General features: G+C 41.0%; 17 protein-coding genes. All 17 read left to right on the forward strand.

Going from position 1 to position 13,976, the window contains the following annotated elements; genetic code table 11:
* Positions 1-12: 12 nt before the first annotated feature.
* Complete coding sequence (locus tag T356_RS0116270; RefSeq protein ID WP_026515411.1) at positions 13-2,136, forward strand: chemotaxis protein CheA; 2,124 nt, start codon at positions 13-15, stop codon at positions 2,134-2,136.
* Positions 2,137-2,174: 38 nt separating this feature from the next.
* Positions 2,175-2,678, forward strand: coding sequence for a chemotaxis protein CheW (locus tag T356_RS0116275; RefSeq protein ID WP_026515412.1), 504 nt, complete (start codon positions 2,175-2,177; stop codon positions 2,676-2,678).
* 17 nt (positions 2,679-2,695) lie between these two features.
* The gene (locus tag T356_RS0116280; protein WP_026515413.1) at positions 2,696-3,331 is read left to right on the forward strand and encodes a chemotaxis protein CheC; all 636 of its coding nucleotides are present in this window, start codon (positions 2,696-2,698) and stop codon (positions 3,329-3,331) included.
* 10 nt (positions 3,332-3,341) lie between these two features.
* Positions 3,342-3,827, forward strand: coding sequence for a chemotaxis protein CheD (locus tag T356_RS0116285; protein ID WP_026515414.1), 486 nt, complete (start codon positions 3,342-3,344; stop codon positions 3,825-3,827).
* On the forward strand, positions 3,824-4,165 hold the full coding sequence (locus T356_RS0116290) for a hypothetical protein (RefSeq protein WP_026515415.1): 342 nt from the start codon (positions 3,824-3,826) through the stop codon (positions 4,163-4,165). The genes T356_RS0116285 and T356_RS0116290 overlap by 4 nt, the downstream gene beginning before the upstream one ends.
* Positions 4,166-4,191: 26 nt before the next feature.
* Entirely contained in the window at positions 4,192-4,965 is a 774-nt protein-coding gene (locus T356_RS0116295; protein WP_026515416.1) for a FliA/WhiG family RNA polymerase sigma factor, read from the forward strand.
* Positions 4,966-4,991: 26 nt separating this feature from the next.
* Positions 4,992-6,569, forward strand: a complete 1,578-nt coding sequence (locus tag T356_RS19855) for a FapA family protein (protein WP_051563505.1) — start codon at positions 4,992-4,994, stop codon at positions 6,567-6,569.
* Between the two features lie 15 nt (positions 6,570-6,584).
* Positions 6,585-6,980: a hypothetical protein gene (locus T356_RS0116305; RefSeq protein ID WP_026515417.1), complete on the forward strand. Its 396-nt coding sequence runs from the start codon at positions 6,585-6,587 to the stop codon at positions 6,978-6,980.
* Between the two features lie 66 nt (positions 6,981-7,046).
* Positions 7,047-7,997: a DUF6115 domain-containing protein gene (locus T356_RS0116310; protein WP_026515418.1), complete on the forward strand. Its 951-nt coding sequence runs from the start codon at positions 7,047-7,049 to the stop codon at positions 7,995-7,997.
* A gap of 13 nt (positions 7,998-8,010) precedes the next feature.
* Positions 8,011-8,874, forward strand: coding sequence for a hypothetical protein (locus T356_RS0116315; protein ID WP_026515419.1), 864 nt, complete (start codon positions 8,011-8,013; stop codon positions 8,872-8,874).
* 279 nt (positions 8,875-9,153) lie between these two features.
* Positions 9,154-9,909 carry a 30S ribosomal protein S2 gene (gene rpsB, locus T356_RS0116320; RefSeq protein WP_026515420.1) on the forward strand — a complete coding sequence of 252 codons (756 nt, stop codon included), beginning with the start codon at positions 9,154-9,156 and terminating at the stop codon, positions 9,907-9,909.
* An 84-nt stretch (positions 9,910-9,993) separates the two neighbouring features.
* On the forward strand, positions 9,994-10,947 hold the full coding sequence (tsf, locus tag T356_RS0116325; protein WP_026515421.1) for a translation elongation factor Ts: 954 nt from the start codon (positions 9,994-9,996) through the stop codon (positions 10,945-10,947).
* A gap of 173 nt (positions 10,948-11,120) precedes the next feature.
* Entirely contained in the window at positions 11,121-11,864 is a 744-nt protein-coding gene (gene minC / locus T356_RS19860) for a septum site-determining protein MinC (RefSeq protein ID WP_051563506.1), read from the forward strand.
* Positions 11,865-11,876: 12 nt separating this feature from the next.
* Positions 11,877-12,656: a septum site-determining protein MinD gene (gene minD, locus T356_RS0116335; protein ID WP_026515422.1), complete on the forward strand. Its 780-nt coding sequence runs from the start codon at positions 11,877-11,879 to the stop codon at positions 12,654-12,656.
* Between the two features lie 15 nt (positions 12,657-12,671).
* Entirely contained in the window at positions 12,672-12,953 is a 282-nt protein-coding gene (gene minE / locus T356_RS0116340) for a cell division topological specificity factor MinE (protein ID WP_026515423.1), read from the forward strand.
* Positions 12,954-13,084: 131 nt separating this feature from the next.
* The gene (locus T356_RS0116345; RefSeq protein ID WP_035781395.1) at positions 13,085-13,528 is read left to right on the forward strand and encodes a MarR family winged helix-turn-helix transcriptional regulator; all 444 of its coding nucleotides are present in this window, start codon (positions 13,085-13,087) and stop codon (positions 13,526-13,528) included.
* A gap of 115 nt (positions 13,529-13,643) precedes the next feature.
* Positions 13,644-13,934, forward strand: a complete 291-nt coding sequence (locus T356_RS0116350) for a metal-sensing transcriptional repressor (RefSeq protein WP_026515425.1) — start codon at positions 13,644-13,646, stop codon at positions 13,932-13,934.
* Positions 13,935-13,976 lie beyond the last annotated feature (42 nt).

The following is a 13,976-nucleotide window of genomic DNA, read 5'->3' on the forward strand; positions in this document are numbered from 1 at the left end:
GGTAGATTGGTTATGGATGTTTCTCAGTATCTAAGTGTCTTTCTTGATGAAGCAAAGGAGCACCTTCAGTCGCTTAATGACAACATCATGACTCTTGAGCAGGATCCTGAAAATGAGGATTGCATCAATGAGATTTTCAGATCGGCTCATTCAATGAAAGGTATGGCCGGTACCATGGGCTATACCAGAATGCAGAACCTTACTCATGATATGGAGGATGTTTTCTCTGATGTAAGAGCAGGTAAGATCAAGATCAAGTCAGAAATGATCGATGTTTTACTTCAGTGTCTTGATGCCATTCAGGGATATGTAGATAACATTACCGAAAATCAGGATGAAGGTACTGAAGAGCATCAGAATATTATAAAAGCTCTCGCCGATATCAGATCGGGCAATGTCGGATCTGCAAGTGCACCTGAAGCAGATGCGGCTTCTGCTGCTGAAGCTTCTGACAGCGCAGCTTCCGAACCGGATCCCGGTGCAAGCCCGATGACTGATTACAGACTTATTAAGCTCGATCCTTCCGCGAGGACTACTTTGGAAGAAGCCAAAGCTCAGGGAAAAAATATTCTCGGAGTTACCGTGCATATTCAGGAATCCTGTATTCTTAAGGCTGCCAGAGGATTTCTTGTATTTAAAGGAATCGAAGAAGTTGGTGAGATTGTTGTTTCAGAGCCTAATACACAGGACATCGAAGATGAAAAATTCGACTTCACTTTCAGTCTTGTTGTAATTACGGATGAGTCTAAAGAAAAACTTGCAGAGATAGTTAAGTCTGTTTCTGAAGTTGAAGGCTGTGAATGCGGTGAATTCGACCTTGATGCCGAAAAAGCGGTTGAAGAAGCGGCTGAACCTGTACCGGCACCTGCAGCTACTCCTACGCCGGCACCGGCACCTTCAGCAACACCAAATCCCGCACCTGCAGGAAGTAAAGCGGCACCTGCGGCCGGAGCGGGCGGAAAGAAGCCGGTTGGCAAGCCTGTTGTTAATAGAACAGTCCGTGTTGATATCGAAAAACTGGATGTTCTGATGAACCTTGTCAGCGAGCTTATTATTGCAAAGAACTCACTTATTTCTGCTGCGAATACTTCGGGTGTCAGCAACGGAAATGTTAATGAGCAGATAGAGTATCTCGAGAGTGTTACCACAAACCTTCATGAATCGGTTATGAAAGTTCGAATGGTTCCTATCGAGAGTGTCCTTCAGAAATTCCCTCGTATGATCAGAGATCTTAACAAGACTCTGGGCAAGAAGATGGAACTTACCATGACCGGTGAAGATACTGAGATGGACAGAACCGTGGTTGATGAGATCGGTGATCCTTTGATGCACCTTATCAGAAACAGTGCGGACCACGGAATCGAGTCAGCTGAGCTCAGAGCTCAGAGAGGTAAACCGGAAGTAGGACAGATTTTCCTTCACGCTTTCCAGGATGGTAACAGTGTTGTTATCGAGGTTGGCGATGACGGTAACGGAATTGATGCGGAAGCTGTTAAGAGCAAAGCTATTGAGAAGGGTGTTGTTACTCCAGAGCAGGCAGCTCTTTTAACTGAGAAACAGTGTGTTGAGCTCTTGTTCCACCCGGGATTCTCAACAGCCAAGCAGGTTTCAGAAATTTCAGGACGTGGTGTAGGACTTGATGTTGTTAAATCCAAGGTTGAGTCACTTTCAGGTGAAGTATCCGTAAATACTAAGCTTGGAGTAGGTTCGACATGGGTAATAAGACTTCCTCTTACACTTGCCATTATTCAGGCTCTCATGGTTATTGTCGGAGAAGAGAAGTATGCTATTCCTCTTGATTCAATCCAGAGTATTGAGGATGTTTCTCCTTCAGACCTTAAACTTGTTGAGAATAAAGAAGTTATAAATCTCCGCGGAAGCGTAACACCTATCATTAGACTCAATGAAGTTCTTGATACCGAGTCTACCAAATCACCTGAAGATGATATGGTCGTTGTTATCGCAAGAAAGGGAGATCAGCAGATCGGTCTTGTTATCGACGAACTTATGGGACAGCAGGAAATAGTTATCAAGCCTTTGGGTAAGTATACCAATAAGTGCAAGCTTATAAGCGGAGCTACTATCCTTGGTGATGGTGAGATCGCACTTATTCTTGATACAAATTCAATTTTCTGATTGTACATTTGTTTGAGTGAAGAAAGGATGAGCCGAATATGAATGAAATACAAGAAGTTAAAGAAAAAGCTGAAAAAGGTGAACTTATTCAGTATATCGTCATAAAGATTGATGACGAGCAGTATGGCATCAATATTAAGTTTATAGACAACATAGTAAGGATGCAGCAGATTACGAGAGTACCTAAGGTAGATGCGTTCCTCAAGGGAGTTATCAATATCCGAGGTGAGATCGTTCCTGTAATGAGTGTAAGAATGAAGATGGGGCTTTCTGAAGATGTTATCACGGGAGCTTCCAGAATAATAATCTTAAAGACCGATACCGGCGATCTTGTAGGTATAATCGTCGATCAGGTTAATCAGGTTCTTACACTTGATGAAAAAGATATTGAGAAAGTCCGCTATGACGACAAGAAGGGACAGTCAAACGTTTCTTTCGTAAGCGGCGTAGGTCATTATGACGGCGGACTTGTTTCCATACTCGATCTTGATGCGGTTGTATCTGAGAAAGAGTCAAAAGAAAAAGCGTCTAACGCAAGTTAATTCGGAGGAACTATTTTATGGCAGACATGAGTTTGGATAATTTATCCGACAAGTATTTTGACGTGCTGAAGGAACTTGGTAATATCGGTGCCGGAAATGCGACCACAGCTCTTGCTCAGATGATCGGAACAAAGGTCGATATGTGTGTCCCCCAGGTTCGACTTCTCGATTTTAAAGATGTCGGAGACCTCATGGGGGGAGCTGAAAAGCTTATGGCAGGTATTTATCTTGCCGTTGAAGGTGATATTGACGGAAGTATCATGTTCCTCCTTGGAAAACAGGCAGCACGACATTTGGTTGATCAGCTAATGGGGACAGGACCAAAACCTGAAGATCAGGAATTTGATGAAGTTGAGATGTCCGCACTTAAGGAAGTCGGTAATATCATTACCGGATCGTATCTCAATTCACTTTCTATGATGACAAACTTAAAACTTGTTCCATCTATTCCATATGTTGCGATTGATATGGCTGCGGCAATACTTAGTGTTCCCGCAATCCAGTTCGGAATGATGGGTGACAAGATCCTTCTTATTGAGACACAGTTCTTTGATGAACTTAAGTTAAGCGGTTATTTTATTCTTTTACCTGATATTGAAGGTTACCGTAAAATACTCTCATCGCTTGGAATGGGAGATGTTTCAGATTCGTGAAGGGGCTAATATGAGTCAAATAATTAAGGTTGGAATGGCCGATCTGAATATTTGTGTCAGCCCCGACGGTATCACAACACTGGGGCTTGGGTCCTGTGTGGGAATTGCAGTAAGGGATCCAGTCACCAAGATTGGTGGGCTGGCGCATATAATGTTGCCGGATTCAACTGAGATTAAGAACAATTCTAATATACCTAAATTTGCCGATACCGGAATAGAGGAACTTGTTAGGCTCATAGTTGCCAAAGGCGGTAACAGATCGCGACTTGTGGCAAAGATTGCCGGTGGTGCTCAGATGTTTGCTTTTCAATCGACAAATGCAACAATGCGTGTTGGAGACAGAAATGTTTCGGCATCACTAAAAAAGCTAAAGGAGCTTAATATTCCTGTTCTTGCTCAGGATACCGGTGAGTCGTACGGACGGACGGTAATATTTTATCCCGAAAACGGAAACTATGTCATCAGAGCCGTAGGAAGACCTGAAAAGATTATATGAATACCGATTTAGATGAACTGAAAAAAATTAATACCAAATTGATCACTCCTTTGATAGTGCTTTCTGCAACGGCTGTTGTTTCAGTATTTACGTTCTTAAAGCACTATCCTATAGGAGAGTGGATCGTTATTGTTTTTGCTTCGGTAGTTATATTTTTGGCAATCGGACTTATTATCGAAAAGATGATCGCCAAGTTTTTAGATATTAACTATGAAAAAGCATTAGCCGAAAAACTCGAAGCGGAAAGGCTCGAGGAAGAGGCGAGAGCCGCTATGGAAGCGGAAGGAAATGCCGGGGAAGATGTCGATTCTATGGAAGTACACGACATTCCTCAGTAAAAAAATAAAACCGGGGAAATTTACACATGGATGATGCAGCCAGAAATAAATTATGGACAGATTATGGTAAAACCAAATCCGGTGAATTGAGAGAGCAGCTCATACTAGAGTATGCTCCTCTTGTCAAACTTGTAGCCGGAAGACTTAGCATGTATCTTGGTTTTAATGTCGAATATGATGATCTTGTAGGATATGGTATCTTTGGTCTTATTGATGCCATAGATAAATTTGATCTCATGAAAGACGTTAAGTTTGAGACTTATGCCAGTCTAAGAATCAGAGGAGCTATCCTTGATCAGATCCGTAAGATGGACTGGATTCCCAGGACAATCAGACAGCGACAGAAGAAAATCGAGACAGCTATTAGAGAAATTGAAAAAGAAAGTGGACATATCGCCACAGACGCAGAAATTGCGGCTAAAATGGATATTACAGAGGATGAATACCAGAACTGGCAGAATCAAATGAAGGTTACGGGGGTTGTATCCTTAAATGAGTTCATGGAGCAGGGATCGGATATTCCCGAGGACTCAAATAATTCAGGTTCAGGTTTCACAAAGCCCGAAGAGGCTATAGAAAAAGAAGAATTAAAAAAGATGTTGGCCGAATCCTTGGAACATCTCACGGACAAGGAGAAAAAGGTTATACTCTTTTACTATTATGAGGAGCTTACATTAAAGGAGATAAGTGAAGTTCTGGAGGTTTCAGAGTCGAGAGTGTCACAGCTTCACACAAAGGCGCTTCAGAAGATGCGCGAAAAGCTGGGAGACTATCTTGGGATAATCACAAATTCAAGATAGTAAATTTTTTATGGAAGAGGTTTTGTATGAACGGATATTTTCAACTCGTAAACACGCCGCAAGGAACCGGTATCAGAATTTATGCCCCTACTGACGGTGGTAAGTCCTTAAATGTCAATGTAGTTCGTGAGTATTTGGACGATAGGAAAATTCAATATGATGTAATCAAGTTGAATGATGCTGTGAATAAGTCTGATGCAAACGTTTATCTTTTTACCGACGCTCAGGTTTTACCTGAGAGAGAAGGTGTTAAATTTGACGTTTCGAAAGATAAACTGACTGTCACGGCATTTTTCTATCCGCCTACGGAAGGCGCAGAATTGATGACGGAAACTGAATTTAGAAATTCTATAGCATATAGGAAATTTACGTACGGAATTCAGGAAGAAAACATAAAAGCTTTTTTTGAACATAGAGAATACTGTAAGGAAATTCTTATTGCACAGGGAAAACAAGTTGTTCAGGGTAAGAATGCAAGTGTAGAATATCACTTTAATACCAATCTGAGGGCTCGTCCCACACTTAAAGAAGACGGAAGTGTTGACTATTTCCACCTTAACCTGATCAATAATATAAACGAAGGAGATCTTCTTGCTACACTTCACAAGGAGGTTCCCGGAATTCCCGGAATAAATGTATATGGTGAAGAAATCAAACCTGCCGTAGTTAAGCCTACATTTATTAAAGCAGGTAAAAATACCATTCTTTCGGAAGATAAGCTTACTCTTAAAGCAGGCAAATCAGGTCATGTAACCCTAATCGAAGGAAGAGTCGTTGTTTCCGATGTTCTCCAGCTTGAGAATGTAGATGTTGCAACCGGAAATATCGATTATGACGGAAGTGTTGAAGTAAATGGCATTGTTGCTACGAATTTCAAAATAAAAGCCGGAGGAAATATCATTGTACGCGGAATTGTAGAAGGCGCCGTTCTTGATGCAGGTGCCGATATAGTTCTTGAGTGCGGAGCAAAGGCCGGAGGAAATATTAAGGCCGGAGGAAATATCGTTACAAGATTTATTGAGAATGCTAATGTCAGCGCCAGAGGCTGCATAACCAGTGAATGTATACTTCATTCCAATGTTTCTTCGGGAACTGAAGTAAATGTTACCGGACGAAGAGGCTTTATTGCCGGCGGAAGAGTAAGTGCCGCAGACAAGATACAGGCTAAAGTTCTCGGATCTGAGATGGGGGCAAATACGATAATCGAAGTTGGGGCAGATCCGCAGCTTAAGCAAAGACTCAAGGAACTTCAAAAAGAAATGACTGAAGCACAAAAGAGTATAGAGAGCATTAAACCTACTATCGAGGGCTTTACCAAGATGCTCAAGGCGGGAGCTAAGTTTAGTCCTCAGCAGGTTGAAAGTGCCAAGAAGCTCATTGAGTTAAACAAGACACTTACAGAACAGATTCAGGATAATTCTGAAGAATATTCAACTCTGATGGAAAGACTTGCGGAAGCAAAAGAAGCTGAAGTTATTGTTGAGGGGACAGCATATCCGGGGACTACCGTAAACATTGGAGAGTTATCCATGATCGTAAAGAAACCTGTTCAGTACAGCAAGTTTGTTGTAAAGGAAGGAGATGTAAGGTTAGCACCTATCTAAACGGAGGAGAGAACCATGTCAATAAACAGGATTGACTTTGGCGTGATCGCTGCTTCCAATGAAGTATCTGCGGTGAAAGCGTCAGAGGATGCACGTCCCATGATGGACAGACAGAACTTTCAGACTCAGTTTAACGAAGAAGTCGATAACCAGAGAAACTCAGTCATTCAGAAAGACGACGTTAGCGGAGCAAAGGTTTCTGCCGATGCCGGCGAAAAAGGCGGCAATGAGTACATGGGGGACGGCGGAAAGAATAGGAAGAAGAAACAGGACGAAAAGAATGAGAATAATCCCATTTTAGAAAGGCAGCTATCTGTTGAGAAGATGGAAAAGATCTCGGAGCACATGCTCGATAGAAATGGAAAGCCTGTAGATCTTGGTATTTCTCACGGTTTTGATTTGAAGATTTAACATTTCTATATTATAATGGTGAAAACGGGCTCGGTGCCTGAATTTATAACTTACATAGGCGGATAAATGATTAGTATTACAGAGATTGTTCTCATCGTTGTCGGACTTGCGGCAATAATATTGGGTTATCTTCTTCCTGCAGGAAAAGAATTAGACGAAGAAGACAAGTTGCTCATGGAGAGAGAAATCCGTGAGCTTGTTCGTCGTGAAGTCGAAGATCAGCGAGATAACATCGAAAATATTGTGGATGATACCATAGACAATTCTTTGGACAGAACAGAAAGGGCTATGGAGCGTATATCCAATGAGAAGATGTCCGCTATCGGAGAATATTCCGATACTGTGATCAATGATATTCACAAAAACCATGATGAAGTTATGTTTATGTATGACATGCTCAATGACAAACATAAGAATCTTACTTCAGTGGTTTCCGAAGTTACAAAGAAAGCCGATGAGGCCAAGAAAGTTGTGAAAGAAGTTGAGGAGAAAATCATCACTCCCCAGGAAGTTCTTTCCGATATAACTTTAAATGTTCCGGAGAAGCCTTTAAACAGGACCGTTCCGGTGAATGTTCCTTCAAGTACTTCACAGGGAAATATTCCGGCATTAAATTCAAATACCAATGCTAATTTGAATCCCAATGCTGAAAAAGAGCTTTCGATGAAACTTGAAAAGATCACAGCCAAAGTTATTACTCCCGAAGAAGCCATGGGGCTTCATGTTGTGGGAAGCACTCAAACTGCTGAAGAGGAACAGCAATTACAGCAGGAGCAGTCTGCCAATGCCAAAGTTGTTCCGATTACTGAAGCTGTCAGAGTTGAAGCAAAGAGCACCAATCCCGATAAGAACATGAAAGAACTTACAGTCACGGATCCGATTTCTCAAAATCGCCAGATTATTGAGATGCATAAAGCCGGAAAGTCCAATATGGTAATCGCAAGAGAACTTGGACTTGGTATCGGAGAAGTTAAGCTTGTTATCGATCTTTCCAATAAGCATAGAAAAGTTAAGTGAGGATTTTCTTTAAATGAAACTTAAGTATTACCTTAGGGGAATGGGCATCGGTGTTATACTTACGGCAATTATCATGGGCTTCGCTCTCGGAGCCAGGAATGCCCCTGTAAGTGATGCTGAGGTAATTGAGAAGGCCAAAGGTCTCGGCATGGTTGAAGGAGGCGTTTTGTCTGATTATTCGGGAGAAGACGGAAGTGTCCAACAGACACCCGATGAGCCAAAAGCTCCGGAAACACCGGATATGTCGGATTCATACTCGCCTGCAGCGGATAACGGAACGGATTTAACAGAGAATATCGGAACGGATTTAACAGAGAATATCGGAACGGATTCTGCTTTATCAGGTGCTTCAACTACAGATCTTGTCAAAGTCACTGATATCAAAGAGAATAGTCCTGTTTCAAACAGTGCCGGTGGTTCTTTGGACAGAACCACTTCATCGGCAAGTTCTTTTAAAAGCACAAAAACTGATGAAAAAGATTTGAAAGACAATAATAAAGATAAAAAAACATCCGATCTAAAAACAGAATCCAAAGTAAAGGAAGAAGAACAGGAATCGGATGAACCCGAAGAGGAAGAGGAACGCAAGGAACCTGAACAACAGCCCGATACAACACCTGCTGCTCCAAGTACTACACCTGCGGTTTCGAGTACCACACCTGCACCGTCAGGCGAAATGATTGAGATCACGATCCCCGGCGGAAGTGGCTCTGACAAAGTTGCGAGCATTTTAAAAGATGCAGGACTTGTTGATGATGCGGTTGCATTTAATAAATACCTGATACAGAACAAAGTTGACCGTAAGATAAGGTCGGGAAAAAAGGTATTTCCTGCAAATGCTACGTATGATCAGATAGCCGATATTATTGTGAGATAACATTAAATTAAAAATGAAGTTTGAAATGCTGCGAAAACTAAGTTATTTCGCAGCATTTTTACTTGAAATAAGTATTTTCTTGTGCTATAGTTAAAAAGCTGTGTTCATAGGTATGTTTATGCCTATTTCACGGCAGAAACAAATATGCACGTGCATTTAATTCCTTTTCCGGTGTCGGTTTCTTCGATCAGAATAGGAGCTCTGTATATCAGAAAACGCGCTGATATATTTTTTGAGCCAAGGATGCACGGAAGATTTTAACCAAATGGAGGTAATATCATGAGCGTTGTATCAATGAAGCAGTTACTTGAAGCAGGTGTTCACTTTGGACATCAGACAAGAAGATGGAACCCTAAAATGGCTCCTTACATCTTCACAGAGAGAAACGGAATCCACATCATCGATCTTCAGAAGTCAGTTGTTAAGGTTGATGAGGCTTACAAGGCAGTTTTCGAGATTGCACAGCAGGGTGGAACAATCCTTTTCGTAGGAACAAAGAAGCAGGCACAGGACGCTGTTAAGACAGAGGCTGAGCGTTGCGGTATGTACTACATCAACGAGAGATGGCTCGGTGGAATGCTTACAAACTTCAAGACAATCCAGAGCAGAATCGCAAGAATGAAGACTATCGAGAAGATGCAGGAAGATGGAACATTCGAAGTTCTTCCCAAGAAGGAAGTTGCTCAGCTCAAGAAAGAGCTTGCTAAGCTTCAGGCTAACCTTGGCGGAATCAGAGACATGAAGAGAATTCCCGATGCTATTTTCGTAGTAGATCCTAAGAAGGAAAGAATCTGCATCCAGGAAGCTGAGTCTCTTGGAATTACTCTTATCGGTATCGCTGATACAAACTGCGATCCTGAAGAGCTTGACTTCATCATCCCCGGTAACGATGACGCTATCAGAGCAGTAAAGCTTATCGTTGGTAAGATGGCTGACGCTGTTATCGAAGCTAACCAGGGTGCTGAGGCTGACGTTGCAGCTGATTTCGTTGCAGAGGCAGCTGAGGACATCGAAGAAGTTGCAGATGCAGAGTAATTAATAGATTGATTTTTTGAACTAAATTGGTGCAGCCAATCATTATATGGTTGGCTGCTATTATAAAAACGGAGGAAAATACACATGGCTATCACAGCAGCAATGGTTAAAGAATTGCGTGAGTCTACCGGTGCAGGAATGATGGAATGCAAGAAGGCTCTTACAGAAACTAACGGAGATATGGATGCAGCAGTTGAATTCCTTAGAAAGAACGGAATTATGAAGGCTGAGAAGAAAGCCAGCAGAATCGCTGCAGAAGGTCTTACAAGAGTCGTTCTTAAGGATGACAAGACAGCAGCAGTTGTAGAAGTTAACTCAGAGACAGACTTCGTTGCAAAGAACGAGCAGTTCCAGAGCTTCGTTGAAGCTGTTGCTCAGCAGGCAGTTAATTCAGATGCTAAGGATCTTGAGTCATTCATGGCTGAGAAGTGGAACGCTGATGAGTCTAAGACTGTTAACGATGCACTTATTGAGATCACAGCTGTTATCAGCGAGAAGCTCAGCATCAGACGTTTCGAGAAGGTTGTTGCTACAAACGGTATCGTAGTTCCTTACGTACACGGAAACGGAAGAATTTCTGTTATCGTTGAGGCTGAGACAGATGTAGTTAACGACGACATCAAGGAAGCTGTAAAGAATGTTGCTATGCAGGTTGCAGCTCTTAATCCTAAGTATGTTGCAACTGAGGATGTTTCTCAGGAATACAGAGACCACGAGAAGGAAATCCTTCTTGCTCAGGCACTTAAAGAGAACGAGGAGCTTCCTGAAGGAAAGAGAAAGCCTCAGGAGATCATCGAGAAGATGCTTGTTGGACGTCTAAACAAAGAGCTTAAGGAAATCTGCCTTAACGAGCAGGTATTCGTAAAAGCTGAGGATGGAAAGCAGACAGTTGGTCAGTACATCGCTAAGGTAGGTAAGGACAATAACGCTAATCTTTCTATCAAGAAATTCGTACGTTTCGAGACAGGTGAAGGTATCGAGAAGAAGAACGAGAACTTCGCTGAGGAAGTTGCTAAGCAGGCTGCCGGTCTCAACTAATAATCTTAAAATTATTAATGAGCTTCGGATTTCCGGAGCTCATTTTTCTTAAAATAGACTAGTTTTGCCCACCAAACCTTTGGCACAAATGGGCTAAGATGTCTTTAATTTTTATCAAAAATAGCCTATACTGTTATAGTATGGATTTTTAAAAAGGTTGGGTGAATTAAACAGTGAGTCAGTTAGTTACAATTAAAGGTACAAGGTCTGGCATTATTCTTGTTTTAGATCCCGAGATCGATTTTTCAACACTTATCACTGAAGTTGGCGAAAGATTCAAAGAAGCCTCTTCATTCCTTGGAAAAAATAAGATGGGTCTTATTATTAGAGGAAGAAAGCTTTCTGAGACTGAAGAAGATGAAGTTCTAAAGAGTATCAAAGATAATTCAATGCTTACAATTTCATGTATTATCGACGAAGAGTCTGATATTCAAAGAAAGTTTGAAGACATCGCAGGTTCTGATGATAATGTTGCGCTCGAGATTAATAACAGCAAGAGCAGTGATGCCGTAGTTAAAGCAGATCAGAATAATGCACTTATATATAAGGGCAGTTTGAGATCCGGGCAGGATATATCCTGCGAACAAAGTATTGTTATTTTAGGAGACGTTAAGCCGGGGGCTAACGTAATATCCTATGGAAGCATTTTTATTCTTGGCGAGCTTAGAGGCAATGCGTTTGCCGGAGCAGGCGGAGATAAAGATGCTGTAGTAATGGCACTTAATCTCAATCCTTTACAGGTCAGAATTGCGGATTCTATCGCAATATCACCTGAGTCAGAGAAAAGTGCCAAACTCAAACTTGGAAGAAAGAAATCTACTGCGGTAGAAAATGAGCCTGAAGTTGCATATATCGAAAACGGGCACATTGTAAAGAGTGTTTACGGTTCTTCTTTTTTGAGACAATTTAATATGTAAACGGAGGAAACTATGGGAGAAGTTATAGTTATAACATCGGGAAAAGGTGGTGTAGGTAAAACTACAAGTTCCGCAAATATCGGAACAGGCCTTGCAAAGCTGAACAAGAAGGTTGTTCTTATTGATACAGATATAGGACTTCGAAATCTTGATGTTGTTTTGGGACTTGAGAACAGGATTGTCTACAACCTTGTTGATGTTATTGAAGGTAACTGCAAGATTAAGCAGGCGCTTATCAGGGATAAAAGATATGAGACACTCTTTCTTTTGCCCGCCGCACAAACGAAGGATAAGACAAGCGTTACTCCTGAGCAAATGAAGAAGCTTACTGATGAACTCAAGCAGGAATATGATTATATTATTTTGGATTGTCCTGCAGGTATTGAACAGGGATTCAAGAATGCTATTGCTGGTGCTGACAGAGCACTTGTAGTCACAACACCTGAGGTATCGGCTGTAAGAGACGCTGACAGAATCATCGGTCTTCTTGAAGCAAATGAGATTAAACAGACTCATCTCATAGTAAACAGACTTCGCCCTGATATGATAAAGAGAGGGGATATGATGTCATCTGATGATGTTATCGATATCCTTGCCATCGAACTTATCGGTCAGGTTCCGGATGATGAGAATATAGTTGTTGCAACTAATAACGGAGAGCCACTTGTGGGGGATAATTCACTTGCCGGACAGGCATATATGAACATCTGTCGCCGTATTACAGGTGAACAGGTTCCTTTCCTTGACCTTGAGGCCAAGAAAGGACTATTCTCATGGTTCAAGAAAAAGTGATAAGGGGGCAATATTATGAAAATCACTGATTTTTTCAAAAAGAAATCTTCAAGTGATATAGCCAAGGATAGACTGAAGCTTGTTTTGGTTTCAGACAGAGCATCTTGCTCACCTGAGCTCATGCAAAAAATCAGAAGCGATATCATAGAAGTGCTTTCGAAATATGCTGAGATTGACAAAGAGGGGATTGATATCAATATTACTAATCTTGATGCTGAAGATAACGGTGGTAAATCAGCTCCGGCTCTTTACGCCAATATTCCTATCAAGAATATGAATCACAATTCTAAACTTTGACCGGCATTTTTTAGCCCGTGAATTCTAGATGAATTTTCACGGGCTTTTTATTATGCCTTAATAATGTATAATCTTTTTTGTGATATAATGATATCTGATTTAATAGTATAAAATTTTATTTGGAGATGGTTATGAATAATAAAAAAGATAATTATGATCCTTTAAAACTTGAAAATCAGTTGTGTTTTCCTTTGTATGCATGTTCTAAAGAAATCATAAGAAAATACAAGCCGTATTTAGATGATATCGATCTTACTTATACGCAGTACATCACAATGATGGTTATGTGGGATAAGAAGAGCGTCAATGTTAAGACTCTTGGTGAATGCCTTTTTCTTGATTCGGGAACACTCACACCTGTTCTTAAGAAGCTTGAAAGTAAGGGCTATATAACAAGAGAAAGATCTGAAAAAGATGAGAGAAATCTTGTCGTTTCTATCACCGATTCCGGTATGAAGCTTCGCGACAAGGCGATTGACATTCCGCAGAAAATTGGTAGCTGTGTAATGCTCACACCTGAAGAGGCTAAAATTCTTTATAATCTTTTACATAAGATTATTGGTAATGTTAGATAATCATTATTGTTTTTTTACAGAGAAGGAATATAATTAAGTTTGGAAAAAATATATGTAGATTTATTTTTCATGAAAGTTAAAAAAATAACAATACATATATTTATTTGGAGGTTTTATGAGTTCTCATACCCATAAACATCATCATGACCCTGAGAAGATGAAGGCTATAGTTAACAGACTTTCCAAGGCAATCGGACACCTTGAGTCTGTTAAGAGAATGGTTGAAGATGATAGGGATTGCACTGAAGTACTCGTACAATTGGCAGCTGTACGTGCAGCAATAAACGGAGCAGGCAAGGAGATACTTAAAGAGCATATCAGCCACTGTATTGTCCATGCTGTTTCCGATGGTGATGAAGAGGCTATCGTTGAGTTAAATGATGCTATCGAGAAATTTATGAAGTAATGAGTTACTCGTGAGTATGTATGTGAAAGGGGCGAACACCTT

The organism is Butyrivibrio sp. LB2008, assembly GCF_000621565.1.
GTDB lineage: Bacteria > Bacillota > Clostridia > Lachnospirales > Lachnospiraceae > Butyrivibrio.

Bases quoted from the DNA above. Each gene is read 5' to 3' on its own strand.
- T356_RS0116285 (WP_026515414.1), top strand. From the start codon at position 3,342: ATGAGTCAAATAATTAAGGTTGGAATGGCCGATCTGAATATTTGTGTC.
- T356_RS0116305 (WP_026515417.1), top strand. From the start codon at position 6,585: ATGTCAATAAACAGGATTGACTTTGGCGTGATCGCTGCTTCCAATGAA.
- minE (WP_026515423.1), top strand. From the start codon at position 12,672: ATGAAAATCACTGATTTTTTCAAAAAGAAATCTTCAAGTGATATAGCC.
- minD (WP_026515422.1), top strand. From the start codon at position 11,877: ATGGGAGAAGTTATAGTTATAACATCGGGAAAAGGTGGTGTAGGTAAA.
- T356_RS19855 (WP_051563505.1), top strand. From the start codon at position 4,992: ATGAACGGATATTTTCAACTCGTAAACACGCCGCAAGGAACCGGTATC.
- T356_RS0116345 (WP_035781395.1), top strand. From the start codon at position 13,085: ATGAATAATAAAAAAGATAATTATGATCCTTTAAAACTTGAAAATCAG.
- T356_RS0116270 (WP_026515411.1), top strand. From the start codon at position 13: ATGGATGTTTCTCAGTATCTAAGTGTCTTTCTTGATGAAGCAAAGGAG.
- T356_RS0116350 (WP_026515425.1), top strand. From the start codon at position 13,644: ATGAGTTCTCATACCCATAAACATCATCATGACCCTGAGAAGATGAAG.
- T356_RS0116275 (WP_026515412.1), top strand. From the start codon at position 2,175: ATGAATGAAATACAAGAAGTTAAAGAAAAAGCTGAAAAAGGTGAACTT.
- rpsB (WP_026515420.1), top strand. From the start codon at position 9,154: ATGAGCGTTGTATCAATGAAGCAGTTACTTGAAGCAGGTGTTCACTTT.
- T356_RS0116280 (WP_026515413.1), top strand. From the start codon at position 2,696: ATGGCAGACATGAGTTTGGATAATTTATCCGACAAGTATTTTGACGTG.
- T356_RS0116290 (WP_026515415.1), top strand. From the start codon at position 3,824: ATGAATACCGATTTAGATGAACTGAAAAAAATTAATACCAAATTGATC.
- T356_RS0116315 (WP_026515419.1), top strand. From the start codon at position 8,011: ATGAAACTTAAGTATTACCTTAGGGGAATGGGCATCGGTGTTATACTT.
- T356_RS0116310 (WP_026515418.1), top strand. From the start codon at position 7,047: ATGATTAGTATTACAGAGATTGTTCTCATCGTTGTCGGACTTGCGGCA.
- tsf (WP_026515421.1), top strand. From the start codon at position 9,994: ATGGCTATCACAGCAGCAATGGTTAAAGAATTGCGTGAGTCTACCGGT.
- T356_RS0116295 (WP_026515416.1), top strand. From the start codon at position 4,192: ATGGATGATGCAGCCAGAAATAAATTATGGACAGATTATGGTAAAACC.